General features: G+C 41.6%; 18 protein-coding genes. 11 read left to right on the top strand and 7 right to left on the bottom strand.

The genetic code is table 11. The features are described 5' to 3' along the window. Positions 1–19 precede the first annotated feature (19 nt). Positions 20–508, top strand: a complete 489-nt coding sequence (gene msrB / locus BDD43_RS20090) for a peptide-methionine (R)-S-oxide reductase MsrB (protein WP_121199359.1) — start codon at positions 20–22, stop codon at positions 506–508. Here the strand turns inward: msrB and BDD43_RS20095 are convergent. Continuing rightward, the gene (locus BDD43_RS20095) at positions 495–854 is read right to left on the bottom strand and encodes a GIY-YIG nuclease family protein (RefSeq protein WP_121199360.1); all 360 of its coding nucleotides are present in this window, start codon (positions 852–854) and stop codon (positions 495–497) included. The genes msrB and BDD43_RS20095 overlap by 14 nt on opposite strands. An 80-nt stretch (positions 855–934) precedes the next feature. Between BDD43_RS20095 and BDD43_RS20100 the strand changes: the two genes are divergently transcribed. The 7 genes from BDD43_RS20100 to BDD43_RS20130 all read left to right on the top strand — a co-directional run bounded on the left by BDD43_RS20100 (position 935) and on the right by BDD43_RS20130 (position 6,955). Continuing rightward, complete coding sequence (locus BDD43_RS20100; protein WP_121199361.1) at positions 935–1,711, top strand: XRE family transcriptional regulator; 777 nt, start codon at positions 935–937, stop codon at positions 1,709–1,711. 63 nt (positions 1,712–1,774) lie between these two features. Next, positions 1,775–2,161 carry a hypothetical protein gene (locus BDD43_RS20105; protein ID WP_121199362.1) on the top strand — a complete coding sequence of 129 codons (387 nt, stop codon included), beginning with the start codon at positions 1,775–1,777 and terminating at the stop codon, positions 2,159–2,161. Positions 2,162–2,236: 75 nt separating this feature from the next. After that, positions 2,237–3,763, top strand: coding sequence for an IS1182 family transposase (locus tag BDD43_RS20110; RefSeq protein ID WP_121195523.1), 1,527 nt, complete (start codon positions 2,237–2,239; stop codon positions 3,761–3,763). Between the two features lie 167 nt (positions 3,764–3,930). Next, a complete protein-coding gene (locus BDD43_RS20115; RefSeq protein WP_246001679.1) occupies positions 3,931–5,055 on the top strand; it encodes an aminotransferase class I/II-fold pyridoxal phosphate-dependent enzyme in 1,125 nt (374 codons plus the stop codon). Further along, positions 5,052–5,663, top strand: a complete 612-nt coding sequence (bioD, locus tag BDD43_RS20120) for a dethiobiotin synthase (RefSeq protein WP_121199363.1) — start codon at positions 5,052–5,054, stop codon at positions 5,661–5,663. Before BDD43_RS20115 ends, bioD begins: the two co-directional genes overlap by 4 nt. Before the next feature lie 35 nt (positions 5,664–5,698). Then, positions 5,699–6,592: a 3-hydroxyacyl-CoA dehydrogenase family protein gene (locus BDD43_RS20125; RefSeq protein ID WP_121199364.1), complete on the top strand. Its 894-nt coding sequence runs from the start codon at positions 5,699–5,701 to the stop codon at positions 6,590–6,592. A gap of 60 nt (positions 6,593–6,652) precedes the next feature. Further along, a complete protein-coding gene (locus BDD43_RS20130; protein WP_121199365.1) occupies positions 6,653–6,955 on the top strand; it encodes a YXWGXW repeat-containing protein in 303 nt (100 codons plus the stop codon). A gap of 93 nt (positions 6,956–7,048) precedes the next feature. Here BDD43_RS20130 and BDD43_RS20135 read toward each other — a convergent pair whose 3' ends face one another. The 3 genes from BDD43_RS20135 to gatB form a co-directional block, all read right to left on the bottom strand. Further along, positions 7,049–7,738, bottom strand: coding sequence for a response regulator transcription factor (locus tag BDD43_RS20135; protein WP_121199366.1), 690 nt, complete (start codon positions 7,736–7,738; stop codon positions 7,049–7,051). Positions 7,739–7,834: 96 nt separating this feature from the next. Further along, positions 7,835–8,965: a TlpA disulfide reductase family protein gene (locus tag BDD43_RS20140; RefSeq protein WP_121199367.1), complete on the bottom strand. Its 1,131-nt coding sequence runs from the start codon at positions 8,963–8,965 to the stop codon at positions 7,835–7,837. After that, a complete protein-coding gene (gene gatB / locus BDD43_RS20145) occupies positions 8,962–10,434 on the bottom strand; it encodes an Asp-tRNA(Asn)/Glu-tRNA(Gln) amidotransferase subunit GatB (RefSeq protein ID WP_121199368.1) in 1,473 nt (490 codons plus the stop codon). The genes BDD43_RS20140 and gatB overlap by 4 nt, the downstream gene beginning before the upstream one ends. A gap of 193 nt (positions 10,435–10,627) precedes the next feature. Here gatB and BDD43_RS20150 point away from each other — a divergent pair, with 193 nt between their 5' ends. Then, complete coding sequence (locus BDD43_RS20150) at positions 10,628–11,206, top strand: hypothetical protein (protein ID WP_211339704.1); 579 nt, start codon at positions 10,628–10,630, stop codon at positions 11,204–11,206. Between the two features lie 155 nt (positions 11,207–11,361). Here the strand turns inward: BDD43_RS20150 and xerD are convergent, their stop codons facing one another. Further along, on the bottom strand, positions 11,362–12,261 hold the full coding sequence (gene xerD, locus BDD43_RS20155) for a site-specific tyrosine recombinase XerD (RefSeq protein WP_121199369.1): 900 nt from the start codon (positions 12,259–12,261) through the stop codon (positions 11,362–11,364). Between the two features lie 33 nt (positions 12,262–12,294). Between xerD and aroQ the strand changes: the two genes are divergently transcribed. Both aroQ and BDD43_RS20165 read left to right on the top strand, forming a co-directional pair. Continuing rightward, the gene (aroQ, locus tag BDD43_RS20160; RefSeq protein WP_121199370.1) at positions 12,295–12,714 is read left to right on the top strand and encodes a type II 3-dehydroquinate dehydratase; all 420 of its coding nucleotides are present in this window, start codon (positions 12,295–12,297) and stop codon (positions 12,712–12,714) included. A gap of 9 nt (positions 12,715–12,723) precedes the next feature. Beyond that, positions 12,724–15,243 (top strand): mechanosensitive ion channel family protein, encoded by a 2,520-nt coding sequence (locus BDD43_RS20165; RefSeq protein ID WP_121199371.1) that lies wholly within the window; start codon positions 12,724–12,726, stop codon positions 15,241–15,243. On the opposite strand, the gene BDD43_RS20170 is transcribed toward BDD43_RS20165, so the two are convergent. Both BDD43_RS20170 and BDD43_RS20175 read right to left on the bottom strand, forming a co-directional pair. Continuing rightward, positions 15,212–16,243 (bottom strand): glycosyltransferase family 2 protein, encoded by a 1,032-nt coding sequence (locus BDD43_RS20170; protein ID WP_121199372.1) that lies wholly within the window; start codon positions 16,241–16,243, stop codon positions 15,212–15,214. The two genes, BDD43_RS20165 and BDD43_RS20170, sit on opposite strands and share 32 nt — an antisense overlap. Further along, positions 16,240–17,124: a lysophospholipid acyltransferase family protein gene (locus tag BDD43_RS20175; RefSeq protein ID WP_121202053.1), complete on the bottom strand. Its 885-nt coding sequence runs from the start codon at positions 17,122–17,124 to the stop codon at positions 16,240–16,242. The genes BDD43_RS20170 and BDD43_RS20175 overlap by 4 nt, the downstream gene beginning before the upstream one ends. Between the last annotated feature and the right edge of the window lie 9 nt (positions 17,125–17,133).

The raw sequence follows: 17,133 nt of genomic DNA on the forward strand, positions 1-17,133 counted from the left end.
ACTAAAACAAACAAATGTCATGAAAAAAGCAATCAATATTTTGGCGATTACAATGCTAATAGCATTTTGCGGATGCCAAATGAGCAGCGGGCAAACTAATAAGATAACAAAGGGCCGCCCAAAATCAAAAACTGATGCCGAGTGGAAAAAACAACTTACCGCCAACCAGTATTATATTATGGTTGAGCGCGGTACCGAGCCTGCTTTTAAAAACGCCTATTTTGAAATGCACCAAAAAGGTGTATTTGTAAGCGCAGCCACGGGCGACGTTCTATTTACGTCTGAAGACAAGTTTGATAGCGGAACCGGATGGCCAAGCTTTGTAAAACCCTTTGATCCTAAAAAAATCGAAATTATTCAGGATAACAGCTACGGCATGAGCCGCGACGAGGTTATAGAAAAAAGTACCGGTTTACACCTGGGCCACGTTTTTGATGACGGACCGGCAGACAGAGGTGGTAAACGATACTGCATGAACTCCGGCGCACTCATATTTAAAAAGAACTAACGCGCTTTCTGCCGCCTGCTATCGATGGCCTGAAGGCTGTACGCTGCATGGCATTGGCTTCAAATTTTAAACCAATGGTCAGGTCTACCCAGTCGGGATTAACAGATCTGATCATTTTTTCTTTTTGGGCCCTTGTAAAACGGCTCAATACCTTAAACCTTTCCATGGCCATTTCTTCATTAGTAATTTCCTCAAAATAAACAAGGCGGTTTAATTGCTGTGCACTGTCAAAAAACAGGTTTGGCATCTCGGTGTAAAAGTCCAAAGTTTTAATTAAATCAGTGCTTGTGCCTGTGTGTAAGCAATTACGGTTTCTGTCGGTAATGATATAAATAAACGTGTTCATAATTTAATTTGGCTGTTTAAATTTTAATTACTAATTTTATTGGCATAAAAATACTAACAATTTTAGCAATTCCAAATTTTATGTCAAATATTTCTTCAAATATTAAGTATCTCCGCAAAAAAAAGGGTTTAACACAGCAACAGTTTGCAGATGAGATGGATATTAAGCGTTCTTTAGTGGGTGCTTATGAGGAAAACCGCGCCGAACCCAAGTATGAATTACTAAATAAAATAGCATTATACTTTGATTTAAGTGTTGACGATTTTATAAACGAAGCCATTGACGATAAATGGGCGCCCAAGCCAAAGGGCAATCCGGCTAATTTGAGAATACTAAGTATATCGGTTGATAAAGACGATAACGAAAATATTGAGTTGGTACCCATGAAAGCAAGTGCCGGTTATATGAACGGCTACGCCGACCCGGAATATGTTGCCAAACTACCCAAATTTAATTTACCCATGTTTACCGGCGGCACTTTCCGCGCATTCGAAATTAAAGGTGATTCGATGCTGCCACTTCCATCAGGTTCAATTATTATTGGCGAATACGTTGAAAACTGGGCCGATGTTAAACTTGCCGAAACTTATGTGGTTGTAAGCAAAAGCGATGGCGTGGTTTACAAACGCATAGGCAGTAAGTTTAAAGATCAAAAGAAACTGAAGCTGGTATCTGACAACCCGGTGTACGAGCCTTACGAAGTTAACGGCGAAGATATTTTAGAATTATGGAAGGCCAAGGCCTATATATCAACACAGATACCACAGCCAGCACCCGAGCCAACCATGGAAAGTTTAACCGCTATGATGATGCAGATGCAACGCTCCATCTCAAAGATGAACAAAGGCAACAATTAAGTTACAGGCTTGTTATTAATCTTTTTGCTCCTATCTTTATCATACAGTTAAACTTAAAAAAAAATGAAGAAATTATTAATGGTATGCTGCTTTGTAGTAAGCATAGTGTCTTTGAGCAAGGCTCAAGGTGGCCGTATGCGTAGAAGCCCGGCGGAACAGGCTAAAGAAATGCAAACTCAGTTAAAATTAACCGACGATCAAACAGCTAAAGTTTTGTCAATTTATACCGCACAATCTACCAAAATGGATAGCGTTATGAAAGCTGCAAACGGCGACAGAGATGCAATGCGGTCGGCAATGCAACCGTTGAGGAAAGAAGCCAATGACAAAATTTTGGCCGTTTTAACCGACGATCAAAAAGTTGCGTACAAAAAAATGGAAGAAGAAAGAATGTCGAGAATGCGTAATGGCGGCGGCGGTAATCCACCTCCCCCTCCATCACAAAAATAATTGAATAGAGAGAGGCTGTCTCAAAAGTGAGGCAGCCTCTTGTTATTTTAGAGTGATTTTTGTTAACTTAAAGGCATGGGAGCGAAAGTAGTTTTTAAGCCATATGACCCTGACCAGTTAACATTTTTACCGTATAAACTGGAGGAGTTAGTACCTGAGGGCCACCCGGTACGCATAGTCAAACAAGTAGTTGACTTGATAGACGTTAAACCGATCAACCGCAAGTATAAAGGCGGCGGGGCATCAAGCTTCCATCCGCGGCTGATGCTGAAACTGCTGGTGTATGGTTACCTGACCAATACCTATTCATCAAGAAAGCTGGAAGACCAGGCGGCACAGAACGTCCACTTTATGTGGCTGTTGGGGATGAAGAAGCCCGATCACAATACCATAAACCGTTTCCGGAGCGAAAAGCTGTCGGGTATCTTAAAGCAGATCTTCTCTCAGATTGTACTGCTGTTGGCAGAACAGGGTATCGTTTCGCTTAAAGAGACTGTGTTTACCGATGGCACCAAGATCGAATCGGTGGCGAACAAATACACCTTTGTATGGGGCAAAAGCATCAAGAACAGTAAAGAGAAGATCAAAAGCCAGCTGGATGAACTATGGAAGTACGCGCAAGGCCTTGCGGCAGAAGAACTAAAAGATACCACGCCAATATCTTTTGAAGAGATCAACCCTGAAAAAGTAAAAGAAACCATAGCTAAGATCGATGCCGCTTTGAACGACAAGGAAGAAGTAAGCAAGCAGGTCAAACAAAAGCTGAACTATGCCAGAAAGAACTGGCCTGCAAACCTGGAACGTTATGACCAGCAGGAAAAGCAGTTAGGTATCCGTAACAGCTTTTCAAAGACCGACCCGGATGCGACTTTTATGCGGATGAAGGAAGACCACATGCTGAACGGGCAGCTTAAACCTGGATATAACCTACAAATATCCACACAAGATCAGTTCATCCTTAACTACAGCCTGCATCAAACCTCTACCGATTATCAGACCCTGCCATCTCACATAGACCAATACGAAGCACTATACAACACACTTCCCCAAGCAGTTGTGGCCGATGCCGGCTACGGTTCAGACGAGAACTACGGCATCTTACAGCAAAAAGGCATCGAAGCCTATATCAAGTACAATACGTTCGACAAAGAACAAAAGGAAGGCATCAAAGCGTTCAGTAATGACAGCCTGCATTACAACGAAGGGGAAAACTACCTGACCTGCCCGATGGGCCAGCGGATGGCACATATCGGTGATGGTCAAAGAATAACCACATCGGGCCATGTACAGCTGATCAGCCGTTACCAGGCAAAGAATTGTAATAACTGCCCCATGCGTGGCGTATGCCATAGCGGGCAGGGCAACCGGATCGTTGAGGTGAACCATTCCCTGAGAAAACACAAGCAGGAAGCAAAGGAAAGATTAAATACAGAACAGGGCATCAAATACCGAAAGCGAAGGCCTGCCGATGTGGAACCGGTATTTGCCCAACTGAAGCATAATCATGGCTTCAGGCGCTTTCTGCTGAAAGGCATGTCCAAAACCGAGGTCGAAATAGGCCTGTTATCCATCGCTCATAACCTCAGAAAGTGGAAAGCCTGAGGCTTTTCGCCCCCTTTTTCCAAAAAACGCTCTTAGAATCGATCAGAAACGAAATATCTGCACAATAGAGCTTCAGCCCCTAATAGCACAATCCAAATATATTCCATAAAAAAACCGCCTCATAATTGCTTATGAGACGGCCTCTTCTTATTTTAGCGCAAATTATAATGATATTGAACAGCGCTGATACCTATATCAAAAGTAAACTGGACGACAGGAAAGCATCCGGTACTTACCGCACCTTAAAAACCGATAAGCCACCTATTGATTTTTGCTCTAACGATTACCTTGGTTTTGCCCAATCATCCCAACTAAAGGCCGATGTAGATGCCTTTTTAGCACAACATACTAACTACCTTAATGGTTCAACAGGCTCGAGGCTGTTAACTGGTAATACCGCTTTTTGCGAAGAACTGGAAGCCGGCATTGCTCAGTTTCATGATGCCGGAGCAGGGCTCATCTTTAATTCGGGCTATGATGCCAATCTGGGTCTGTTTTCGTGCCTTCCGCAACGCGGCGATACCATTATTACCGACGAACTGATACACGCCTGCATTATTGATGGCGCCCGCCTAAGCCACGCCAACAGGTTTACCTTTAAGCACAACGATTTAGATAGTTTACAACAAAAACTTAAACATGCTACGGGCAATTGTTATATAGCCATAGAAAGCGTTTACTCTATGGACGGCGATGTGGCACCCTTAAATGAAATAGTTAATTTGGCAAAAGCTTATAACGCCAATGTAGTGGTTGACGAAGCGCACGCCCTCGGTGTATTCAACAAGGGACTGGTAAACCAGCTTAACCTGCAGCATGAGGTATTTGCCCGGGTGGTAACATTTGGCAAGGCGTTGGGCGTGCATGGTGCCATAGTTTTGGGCAGCGATGTGTTAAGGCAGTACCTTATCAACTTTGCCAGGTCGTTTATTTATACCACGGCGGCCTCGTTTCATCAGTTAGTGAGCGTAAAAATGGCTTATCAACTTTTGCAGGCTTCAAAAGGGCAGCAACAAAACCTTGCGCATAATATTGCGCTTTTTAAATCACAACTGACTAACAATAGCGGGTTAATTAATAGCGACAGTGCAATTCAAAGCATCATTATTGACGGCAATGATAGCGCACGGCAAGCTGCTGCTCATCTACAAAACAACGGCTTTGATGTTCGCCCGATACTTAGCCCAACAGTACCTGCCGGCACCGAACGGCTGCGGATATGCATCCATGCATTTAATACCGAACAACAAATAATTAACCTTACCCAACTGATCAAACAAATAACCGAATGAACAAACCTATTTTTATAACCGGCATTGGAACCGGAATTGGAAAAACAATCGTATCGGCTATTGTGGTTGAAAAGCTAAAGGCCGATTACTGGAAACCCATACAAGCCGGCGATTTGGACAACAGCGATACCTTGTTGGTGAAAAGCCTGGTATCAAATACGGTTTCGGTATTTCACCCCGAAACGTATCGTTTAACGCAGCCTTATTCGCCACATAAATCGGCGCAATTGGACGGTTTGGTTATTAATATGACACAAATTATTGCTCCCCAAACAAAAAATCAACTTATTATTGAAGGTGCAGGCGGGCTAATGGTGCCTCTAAACAATAGTTTTTTTATGATAGATTTGATTAAGCAACTTGATGCCGAGGTGATACTGGTATCAAAAAATTATTTGGGCAGTATAAACCATACCTTACTATCAATAGATGCTTTAAAGCACAAAGGCATCCCCGTAAAGGGAATTATTTTTAATGGCGATGCCGACGAAAGTACGCAAACTGTCATTTTAAATTACTCCAATGCGCCATTGCTTTGTAACTTGCCGCAAATGCCGGTTGTTAACAAGGCATCTATCAGTTCAATAACCCACGCCATAAATTTTTAATAATTAAAACGATAGTTAACTTAATAAAGCAGCAAATGAAAAACATCACGGTGATAGGTTCGGGAACGATGGGTAACGGCATAGCGCACATTTTTGCCCAGCACGGCTACGTTGTTAATATGGTTGATGTGGATAGTGCTGCATTAGAAAGAGGCCTAAACACCATTAAAAAAAATTTAGACAGGCAATTAGCCAAGGGTATTATTAACGAACAATTAAAAACGAATACCATAGCCAACATCAATACTTATACAGCTATTAAACAAGCTGTAGATACTGCCGATTTGGTTATTGAAGCTGCTACAGAAAACACCGACCTTAAACTAAAAATATTTAAGGAACTGGATGAGATATGCCCGGCAAAAACCATTTTAGCCACCAATACATCGTCAATATCAATCACCAAAATAGCGGCTGTTACCGGGCGGCCCGATAAAGTGATTGGTATGCACTTTATGAACCCCGTACCGATAATGAAACTGGTGGAAGTTATAAGCGGATACGCTACTGATGCCAAGGTTACAGAAGCCATTATGACACTATCGCGGGATTTAGATAAGGAGCCTGTTGAGGTAAACGATTATCCGGGCTTTGTTGCCAATCGCATTTTAATGCCGATGTTAAACGAAGCTATTTATACCTTATACGAAGGCGTAGCCGGTGTAGAAGAAATTGATACCGTGATGAAACTGGGCATGGGCCACCCGATGGGGCCGTTGCAACTAGCAGATTTTATTGGTTTAGATGTTTGCCTTGCCATCCTGAGGGTGCTGTATGATGGTTTCGGGAATCAAAAATATGCGCCTTGCCCTTTACTGGTTAATATGGTTACGGCCGGTAGTAAGGGTGTAAAAACGGGATTAGGCTTTTACGATTATAGCAGCGGAACTAAAGAGTTGGTAGTAGCGGCTAAATTTAGAAAACCATAAGGTTTACAGATTAAACTTTTGCAAAAAATAGTTGTCGTATCAGTATAAATAATTATACCGATGAAAACGATATCAAAATTTTTAACAATAGTTGGCATAGCATCTATGCTGTTAGCGGGTTGTGGTACAACACGTGCCGTGTTTGTAGTTCGTGAAAGGCCTGTTGAACCGAGGTACGAACGGCCTGCACCGCCCTACCAGGGTGCCATATGGATTCCGGGAGAATGGGAATGGCGCGGTAACCATTATGTTTACATTAACGGCCATTACGAACGCCCCAGCAATAGGCAATGGATACCCGGCCACTGGCGCGAAACTCCTGGCGGTTACGTTTGGGAACGCGGCCATTGGAGAAATTTTTAACCAATAAAATGTACAATAGTAAAGCCGGATAGTTTAAGCTACCCGGCTTTATCATTTTATAATAGCTCAAATAACCTTAGCAGTTATTCTGTATTAATGTAGTTCAAATTTATAGCCTACACCTTTAACGGTTGAAACATAAGTTTCGCCCAGTTTTTCGCGCAGTTTACGGATGTGTACATCAATTGTACGGTTAGTTACCACTACCGAATCTTCCCAAATGTTTTTCAGGATAATTTCGCGGGTGTATACCTTGCCGGGTTTTGATGCCAAAAGGTACAGCAATTCAAATTCTTTTTTAGCCAATACAACCTTGTTACCACCTTGAAAAACAAGGTAAGCTTCGCGGTCGATAACTAAATCGCCAATTTCAAGCTTATTGTCTGATACTTCTTCGGTTGGCGAGTTGCGCCTTAATATTGCGTTAATACGGCTAACCAAAGCGCGGGGTTTAATGGGCTTGGCTATATAATCATCGGCACCAACGTTAAAACCTGCAATTTCGGAGTATTCTTCGCTGCGGGCGGTTAAAAAAACCATAAAGGTATTTTTAAACTCGGGCATGGTACGCATAATGCGGCAAGCCTCAATGCCATCCATTTTAGGCATCATAATATCCAGAATTATTAAATCCGGTAATGATCGTTTTGCTTCTGTAACGGCTTCCTGGCCATTGCGGGCTGTATAAACCTGGTATCCTTCTTTTTTTAAGTTATACTCTATCAGCTCCAAAATATCCGGTTCATCATCAACTATCAGGATCTTTTGTTTCGAATTGCTCATATTGTTTTTTTGTCAAATGTATAAGCTTAATCATACCAATACGTTAATGTAATATTAACAAATTGTTAATAGTTACATAAGCTTAACGTTCAATTACTATTTACTGAATGCCTTGTTTAAAAAATCTTCAAGTTCGGCACCCATTATATTTTTGGCAACGATGTTTCCTTTTGGGTCGATAATAAAGTTAGATGGTATAGCCTCTATACGATAAGCCTTTTCAACCGGGCCGTCAAACTTTTGAAACTCCGAAACCTGGGTCCATGTTAGGTGGTCGGCTTCAATGGCTTTTTGCCAATCAGCCCGTTCATTATCTAACGATACGCCTAAAATGTTAAGGCCCTTGTTTTTATATTTATTATATAGCTTAACTACGTTGGGGTTTTCTTTACGGCAAGGCAGGCACCACGATGCCCAAAAATCAATAATAAGGTATTTACCTAAAAAATCGGACACCTTAACAGGTTTGTAATTGGCATCCATCAGGGTAAACTGCGGTGCTTTATGGCCAATTGATACCGGTTTAACGTCGTCCATGTGCTTAACAAATTGCTCAACCGCCGGGTTACCGCTAAATTTATCCCTCACGGCATCGGCATAAGCAATCAGGTCGGTTTCGTAAACAATGGGGTTTAAACTTGATGCAGCATAAAAACCTGTGAGCGATGATTTATTATCGTTCATAAATTTAATGGCGGCAGCGGCGTAATCCTTTTCGTTTTTTTGGTAACTGGCTTCCGAAATTTTAAACAACGAATCGGAAGGCGCGCCTATGGCTTTTAGCTTGGCGTTATAGTCCGTCATAATTTGCTCGGTAATTTTGCCATAAAAATTACTCAGCTTGTTAAAATCCTTAATATGCTCCGAATCCATCGACCCACCTATTTCATACATATTGGTGGTATCGGTTGCATCTGTTTTAAAATCAATATCGTCGCCGTTTTTCGCAATCAAATCAAATATGGTACCGCCAACCTTAAGCTTGTACATGTTGGGGTACGATGTTGATTGTTTGAACGAGAATTTGCTTTGGTCGCTCAAAGCTGCCGAATCGATAAGCACTTCTTTGGTAGCGTTATTAAGAGTATCCATTTTAAGCAGGTATACTTTTTGAATGCTCCTTGGGTTTTTTACCTCGCCGCTTAAAATAAAATAGTCGTCGTGCTTGCACGAGGCAATGGTTACGGCACAAAAAACGATTAACAGCAAATTTATTTTCGATCTCATTTTGATGATTCCAGTACGTCTATCAATAATTGATTTGTTTTTTTAGGGTCTATCTTTCCTTTTGATAGCTTCATTATCTCGCCCATAAACAAGCCTACAACGCCCTTTTTACCGTTATGGTATTCGTTAACCTTATCGGGATGCTTTTCTAAGGTTTGTTTAATAAAGCCCGATACATCGGATGCACTTTCGTCGATAATTAAATTAAGCTCGTCGGCTACCTGTTGGGCAGCTTTCGCCGAATCTTTAACCAGCACCGGGAATATTTTATGCGCCGCCACCGAACTACTTACTTTACCGCTATCAACCAAGGCTATTAAACCCGCCAATTGTTGGGGCGTAAGCGTGAGTTGGTTAATGCTCATGCCATGATCGTTAAGGTACGATTTTACTGCGCCCATTAACCAGTTGGCGGCAGCTTTGTAATTGGCAGTTAGCTTAATCAGTTCTTCAAAGTAATGTACAAGGTCTTTATCGGCGGTGATAACCGATGCATCGTAAACTGATAGTTCTAACGTGGTAATATATTTATGATACAGCGCTTTGGGCAACTCGGGCATAGCCGTGCGGATGCGCTGTATATAATCTTCTGTTAAAATAACAGGTGGCAGGTCTGGGTCGGGAAAATAACGGTAATCATTTGCCATTTCCTTTGAGCGCAAAACGGATGTTTCGCCGGTATCGGCATCAAAGTTAAGGGTATTTTGGTCTATCTTTCCACCAGCTTCCAGTACTTCTATCTGGCGCACAAACTCGTGTTCAATGGCACGCTGCACATTGCGGAACGAGTTTAAGTTTTTAACCTCGCAGCGGTTGCCCAGTTTTTCGGCACCTTTTAAGCGTACCGAAATATTGGCATCGCATCGCAAGCTGCCTTCTTCCATATTACCATCGCAAATATCAAGGTAACGTACTAATTTGCGTATCTCGTTTAAATACTGGTGCGCTTCTTCGGCACTGCGAATATCCGGTTCTGATACAATTTCGAGCAACGGCACCCCTGCCCTGTTCAAATCGATAAACGATTCGGTACTGTGCTGGTCGTGCATGCTTTTACCGGCATCCTCTTCCATATGGATATGGTGGATGGCAATGTTTTTAGTTTCGCCGCTTTTTAAATGCACCTCTATGCTGCCCCCAATACAAATAGGCTGTGTATCCTGGCTAATTTGATAGCCTTTGGGTAAATCGGCATAAAAATAATTTTTGCGGGCAAAATGGTTATTAAGGTTAATACGGCTATCAACCGCCAAGCCTAATTTAACTGCATATTCAATGGCCTTGCTGTTAAGTTTAGGCAAAGTACCCGGGTGCCCTAACGATACCGGACTGATATGTGTATTTGGTTTGCCACCAAAGGCAGATGAATCGGCACTAAATATTTTGCTTGCTGTTGATAGTTGTGCATGTACTTCTAAACCAACAACCAACTCATATTTGTGGATGTTTGCAACGCTTGTGTTTGTCATTATCAAAAATTATCAGCCTGCAAATACGGCTAACTTGCCTCAAATATAAACTTATTAGTTTTTATGCCTAATGTTAAAATAATTAACGGCACGCATTTTGGCAAGCGAACCTTGTTACAGATGCTTACAGTTTGCATATATAAACAATTAAAGAATACTAAATCTATCTAATTAATAAGAAATTACAAAAAACATGAAAAAATTGATTTACACGATGCTGTTGAGCGTTATTACGCTTGCAACGGTACATTATACAAGCTATGCTCAACTGAGCCTGAGTATTAACATAGGCACACAGCCCACCTGGGGGCCTACAGGCTATGACAGGGCCGACTATTATTACCTGCCCGATGTGGAGAGTTATTACAATGTTTCATCGCACCAGTTTATTTATTTAAGTAACGGGCGATGGATATATTCGTCGGCACTGCCAACGCGCTATGCCAATTATGACCTGTATTCAGGTTATAAAGTTGTAGTAAACAGGCCACGCCCCTATTTAAATTTTAGCCAGGACAGGGTTCAATACAGAAAATTTAAAGGATACCACGGACGGCAGGAAATTATACGGAACACACGCGATGTGCGGTACCGCCAGGGTGGAAACCCGCACGGAATGCCACCGGGACAGGCCAAAAAATTTAATAATGAGCGTGGAAACGACCGCCGTGACGATAGAGGCCACGATAATGGACGCGGACGCAACGACAAGGGCGAACACCGCGATAACGGACGCGGCCAAGACGACCATGGACGTGGCCGCCATGATTAATTGAATTGGTATTATTGAGTACCTGGCAATCCCCGTTATAACAGGCGGCGATTGCCGGGTACTCAACAATACTTTTTAAACCTTATTCAAACTTTAACCGCAATAGTCTGCCGGTGCATAAATGCCTTCTTAACTTAACATTGCATAAGGATAGGTTAACTCCTGGGGTGATGCTCAATAATAACACCCTTTAAATATTCTTTATCCAAATGGGTATATATTTCGGTGGTAGTAATGCTTTCGTGGCCAAGCATTTCTTGCACGGCGCGTAAATCGGCACCGCCTTCTATTAAATGCGTAGCAAAAGAATGCCTAAACGTGTGCGGACTAATGCTTTTTTTTAAGCCTGTTTTTTCGGCCAGTTCCTTTATCATCAAAAATACATACACCCGTGATAAGCGTTTGCCCCGGCGGTTTAAAAATACAATATCTTCTTCCCCGCTTTGTATGGTGTTGTGCGTGCGTACTTCATTCAACCAAAGTTTTAAAAATTTAACGCCCTGCGAGCCAATGGGTATTAATCGTTCCTTATCGCCTTTCCCCAGCACTTTTATAAATTCAACGTCGAGGTATAGGTTTGATATGCGCAGGTTTACCAGTTCGGTAACTCGCAGCCCGCAGCCATATAAAACCTCAATCATAGTTTTATTTCGCATACCTTCGGGCTTTGATAGGTCAATGGCATCAATCAATTTGTCAATATCAACAACACTTAAAGTATCTGGCAATTTACGGCTAAGGCGGGGCGCTTCCAGTAATTCCGAAGGATCATAGTTTAATTGATTATCCATGAGCAGGTATTTGTAAAAGGCTTTAATGCCCGATATAATACGTGCCTGAGACGAGGGTATCATCCCCAATTCGTTTATCCACATAATAAACTCTCGCAGGTGGTTTAGCTCAACTGTATCGGGCTTTAGCTTAACCGGCTTACTATCTGCAAATTGAATCAGCTTTTCCAAATCGCCAAGGTAGGCTTCTACCGAATTTCCCGATAAGGATTTTTCTATTTTTAAATACGAACTAAAACCTTTTTTTGCCCTCTGCCAATCCACCTGTTTTTTGTTTTATTGTATATATTTGAACTGATGAAGATACAAATTATCAACGGACCGAATTTAAACCTGTTAGGTGTTCGTGAAAAATCTATTTACGGCAGTGCCGATTTTGAAACGTACCTTGCCCAACTGCGTAATAGGTACCCCAATATTAACATTGAGTACTACCAAAGCAATACAGAGGGCGATATCATTAACAAACTGCACGAGGTTGGTTTTAGCTACCACGGCATTGTTATTAATGCTGGTGCCTACACCCATACATCAATAGCCATTGCCGATGCTATTGCCGCCATTACTGTACCTGTAATTGAAGTACATATATCAAACGTTTATAAACGCGAGGAGTTTAGGCACCACTCTATGCTGGCCTGTAACTGCAAGGGCGTTATAGCCGGTTTCGGGATGGATTCGTACAGGCTGGGTATCGAGAATTTAATATCTGAATAACAATAACATATGCGTAATTTTTTTAAACTTCTATCGTCGGGGTTAATTGTATTATTGCTTTTTGCAACAGTAAATAACAGCAGTGCGCAAGCCAAAAAGAAAAAAACACCGCACTCCCTGCGCGATTCACTTAGGCATAAAGTGCTACAGCGCGACTCAATGATGCAATCCTTTAAGCGAACCGGGGATGCTTCGTTAGATGATTTGTTGGGTAAAATTGAAAATTACACCAGCCTCTATATTCAAACCAACTCCGACCTTTCTAAAGGATTTGATACCCTGGATATTAGCCAGCGACTTCCTACTCTAGAATCGCGCATGGCGCTCATGAAAAAAACCATTGATAATTCGGGCACGCTTGGCTACCTGGTTACTATCCGCACCATGATAGATCATATTAGCGATCAAACCAATAAATGGGAAGATAAGCTAACCGAATACAGCAACCAGCTGGATAAAATACACACCGATATTATTGCCTTTAAGCAAGATACCGTTCTGCACTCGGCGCCCGAAGACAGTACTTTACAGGATAAATACGTATTACAGGTTGAAAACCTTGAAACCAAGTGGCAAAAATTAGATAGCTGTGCAAAAAAATCAATTATAAAAATAGGGCTCCTGCAAAACCGCATTTCATCGTTATCCATTTTAATGATAGACCTTGATGATAAAGTGGATATTAAAATTAGCCAGTTTACCCTAAATGCCATTGGCAACGAAAACGGTTTTATATGGGATATGCACAAGCAGCGCAACCCGGTAGATAGTGCCCTATTTCAAACCTATAAGCTCAATTATAAACTTTATAAATATTTTTTTACCAGCAAAGCAAACTATTGGAGCCATTTGGGGAGCGTATTGTTGTTGCTTTTGTTTTTTGCCTGGATATTAACCAGCAAACTAAAAATAGTCCGCATTAAAGGGGCCGATTGTACACAACTGTTTGCTCAAACGCATTATGTTATAAAACATCCGTTTGCATCGTCGTTAGTGGTGCTTTGCATATTGGCACCCTTCTTTTACGATCATCCGCCGCAGGTTTTTATCCAAACCATGTTAATAGGTACATTGGCTTGTATAGGTGTGCTTATTGAAAACAACTGGCCCAAACCGTTATTTACCTTCTGGAAAATACTTTTTGTGCTGGCCGTAATATGCAGTTTAGGCAATTTGTTTATTGAGATAACCCACCTTGCCCGCATATTGTTGCTGCTTTTATCGGCAACAGCAATTTATGCTGCCGTAAGGTTAATAAAGGCGGTTAAATTAATACCCGAACAATACCCACCATACCTTTTACCCATATTGAAGATTTTTATAGCCCTAAACGGGGTTTCAATAATACTTAACATAGCAGGCAGGTTTAGCCTTGCCAATATAGTGGGCTGCACAGCCATATTTAACCTTTGTATGGGTATGGGCATGTACATATTGGTACAAATACTAATGGAAAGCTTGTTTTTACAGTTGGAAGCCAACAAAAAAACCGACAACCAGAGTGTAGCCTCGTTTTTTGATTTTAAGTTACTGCAAAAGAAATTTAAAGATGTTTTAATAAAGGTAACCGCAATACTATGGTTAGTAATATTGGCCAAAAACCTTTTGGTTGACGATTACCTTTACGACCAGGCCAGCGATTTTTTAAACCATCCGTACAAATTTAGCAGTACTGCTTTTACTTTTGGTAGCTTATTTATTTTCTTGATTATCATCTGGATATCGGGCTTAGTGGCACGGGTTATTAGTTATTTTTATGATTTTGCGGGCCAGCAAACCAAGCTAACGCCGCAGGCTAAAAAAACACGTTCTTCCATTTTGCTCATCCGTTTAACGGTATTTGTTGTGGGCTTTTTTGTAGCCATTAATGCCGCAGGCATACCTATGGATAAAGTTACGCTTGTAATAGGTGCCCTGGGTGTGGGTATTGGTTTTGGTTTACAAAACATTGTAAATAACCTGGTATCGGGCGTTATACTGGCGTTTGAAAAGCCAGTGCAGGTTGGCGATATTATTGAAGTTAGCGGTAAATCCGGAACGATTACCGAGATAGGTATCCGCTCAAGTAAAATCAATATCGGTAACGGCTCGGAGCTTATTGTACCTAACGGCGATTTGATATCGCAACACGTGGTAAACTGGACCTTATCAAACAACAACCGGCAGGTGGAGCTGATTATTGGTGTGGCTTACGGTTCGGATGTAAGTAAAATACAGGAGATACTGAAAAATATTGTTAACACACACAAAGATATTATGCAAATACCTGCCCCGGCGGTGTATTTAAACGATTTTGGCGAAAGCTCCATTGATTTTAAGGTATTGTTTTGGGCTGCCGAGATTAGCAATTGGACATCGTTAAAGAGCCAGATTATGAGCGAAATATATATCAAGTTTGCCGAAGAAGGTATTGAGATACCGCACCCTAAACGCGATATACAGGTGTTTTTCCCGGAAGGAACAGATACTAAAGCACTGGTAAAAAACGCCGAGATAACTAAAGAAAGTCCGCCGGATCAAGGTCACTAAAGTGTTTTTTCTTTCTTACAAAAAAATCGAGCACCAGGCTGCGCGTGTACATGCCTGTTAGGTTATAATTGCGGTTTCGCGATTTTACCGTGGTAATGTTTTTGGTGAACAACCTGCGCAAAAAGTTTTGATGCGCGCGGCTAACTGCCCAGGCGTTTTTATACTTGCCTTCGGTAATAAAACGGAAAAGAGCCATTAAATCGAATAAAAACCGGATGGGAATAATAATAATGGCCCTTGAAAAAGGGAGGTTTTTTTTGAGCAGCACCATGTTATTTCTAAAATTGAGATAAGTTTTAAATGGCGATTCGGTATTGAGTGTACCTCCGCCAACATGGTAAACTTCAGATTGGGCGCAGTACATTACCTTTAAGCCCATATTTTTTAGGCGCCAGCACAGGTCAATCTCTTCCATGTGGGCAAAAAAGCGTTCGTCAAAACCCAGGCACTCGTCCCAATACTTCTTTTTGATAAACAGCGCCGCGCCCGATGCCCAAAAAATCTCTTTCGATGTTTGGTATTGCCCCCTATCGGCCTCTATCTCAAAAAATATACGTCCCTCGCAAAATGGGTACCCAAATTTATCTATAAAGCCACCGGCTGCACCGGCGTGTTCAAAAAGGGCTTTATTACTAAACGATTTTATTTTGGGAGCAGCAGCGGCAATAAGCGCGTCCTGCTCCATCATCCTGATTACGGGTTCTATCCACCCAGAGGTAACTTCTATGTCCGAGTTGAGCAATATGTAATAATCGGCCTGTATCCTGCTTAGTATGCGGTTATAGCCGCCCGTAAAACCGTAATTTTGGTCGTTTGTTAAAATGGTTACAGTTGGATATTCTTCTTTTAAGAATTCAACCGAGCCGTCGGACGAGGCATTATCGCCGACAATAATTTCCAGGTTAGGATAAGTACTCGCCAAAACCGATGGCAAAAAATCGCGAAGGTAATGTTTGCCGTTCCAGTTTAATATAACAACGGCTACTTTTGGAAAAATCATTTATTTACATCCTCCGGCTTAAACTTCCACCTTCTGTGAGACCATAGCCAATATTGTGGTTCATTATTTATCATTTGTTCGAGATGCCGAAGATACAGATTTGTTATTTCAAATGGTTGTGTTTGCTTGGGTTCGTTAACCAAAGGCACAAATTTATATTGGTAAAACCCACGTTTAATGCGTTTTATTTCGCCAAAAACAATGGCGGAGTTAAACATGATGGCTATTTTTTCAATACCCTGAAATACAGCGGTTTGCTGGTTTAAAAAAAGCGTAAAATATTGCGTTTCGTGCTGTACGGGGGTTTGGTCGGCAGCTAAAACGGTAAAGGTTAAACTTTTTCTTAATTCGGTTAATTTACGCAAGGTTGCCTTCATTTGCACCAGCGTTACGCCAAAACGCCCACGCACTTTTAAATAATACTTGTCGGATGCGGCATCCTGCAAGGGTTTATAAACCATTACTTTTTGATACTGGGGCAAAAGGCTAAAACGTAGTATGCAAAGTTCCCAATTGCAATAATGGCCAACGGCGGCAATCAGGCTACGGCCCTGCTGGTAATAGTCTTCAATTAATTCGGGATTGGTTAGGCGTATGCGGCGCAAAACCTGCTTTTTAGATATCGTTATCATTTTAATGGTTTCGAATATCAAATCGCACAGGTAACGGAAAAATTGTTTTTCAATTACTTTAAGGTCCTGCGGGCTTTTGTTTGGAAATGAATTGCGTAAATTTTGCTGTACTACCTCACGGCGATAGCCAACAATATAAAAGAGGACGATGTAAGATACATCCGACGCGAGGTACAAAAACCAAAAAGGCAGCAATGAAATAAGAAATAAAAAGAAAAACACTATTCTTGAAAGCACTGCTTTTATCATTATTTTTGC

The sequence above is a fragment of the Mucilaginibacter gracilis genome (genome assembly GCF_003633615.1).
GTDB classification, from domain to species: domain Bacteria; phylum Bacteroidota; class Bacteroidia; order Sphingobacteriales; family Sphingobacteriaceae; genus Mucilaginibacter; species Mucilaginibacter gracilis.

Coding starts and splice junctions, on each gene's coding strand:
- msrB (WP_121199359.1), top strand. CDS start 20: ATGAAAAAAGCAATCAATATTTTGGCGATTACAATGCTAATAGCATTT.
- BDD43_RS20095 (WP_121199360.1), bottom strand. CDS start 854: ATGAACACGTTTATTTATATCATTACCGACAGAAACCGTAATTGCTTA.
- BDD43_RS20100 (WP_121199361.1), top strand. CDS start 935: ATGTCAAATATTTCTTCAAATATTAAGTATCTCCGCAAAAAAAAGGGT.
- BDD43_RS20105 (WP_121199362.1), top strand. CDS start 1,775: ATGAAGAAATTATTAATGGTATGCTGCTTTGTAGTAAGCATAGTGTCT.
- BDD43_RS20110 (WP_121195523.1), top strand. CDS start 2,237: ATGGGAGCGAAAGTAGTTTTTAAGCCATATGACCCTGACCAGTTAACA.
- BDD43_RS20115 (WP_246001679.1), top strand. CDS start 3,931: ATGATATTGAACAGCGCTGATACCTATATCAAAAGTAAACTGGACGAC.
- bioD (WP_121199363.1), top strand. CDS start 5,052: ATGAACAAACCTATTTTTATAACCGGCATTGGAACCGGAATTGGAAAA.
- BDD43_RS20125 (WP_121199364.1), top strand. CDS start 5,699: ATGAAAAACATCACGGTGATAGGTTCGGGAACGATGGGTAACGGCATA.
- BDD43_RS20130 (WP_121199365.1), top strand. CDS start 6,653: ATGAAAACGATATCAAAATTTTTAACAATAGTTGGCATAGCATCTATG.
- BDD43_RS20135 (WP_121199366.1), bottom strand. CDS start 7,738: ATGAGCAATTCGAAACAAAAGATCCTGATAGTTGATGATGAACCGGAT.
- BDD43_RS20140 (WP_121199367.1), bottom strand. CDS start 8,965: ATGAGATCGAAAATAAATTTGCTGTTAATCGTTTTTTGTGCCGTAACC.
- gatB (WP_121199368.1), bottom strand. CDS start 10,434: ATGACAAACACAAGCGTTGCAAACATCCACAAATATGAGTTGGTTGTT.
- BDD43_RS20150 (WP_211339704.1), top strand. CDS start 10,628: ATGAAAAAATTGATTTACACGATGCTGTTGAGCGTTATTACGCTTGCA.
- aroQ (WP_121199370.1), top strand. CDS start 12,295: ATGAAGATACAAATTATCAACGGACCGAATTTAAACCTGTTAGGTGTT.
- BDD43_RS20165 (WP_121199371.1), top strand. CDS start 12,724: ATGCGTAATTTTTTTAAACTTCTATCGTCGGGGTTAATTGTATTATTG.
- BDD43_RS20170 (WP_121199372.1), bottom strand. CDS start 16,243: ATGATTTTTCCAAAAGTAGCCGTTGTTATATTAAACTGGAACGGCAAA.
- BDD43_RS20175 (WP_121202053.1), bottom strand. CDS start 17,124: ATGATAAAAGCAGTGCTTTCAAGAATAGTGTTTTTCTTTTTATTTCTT.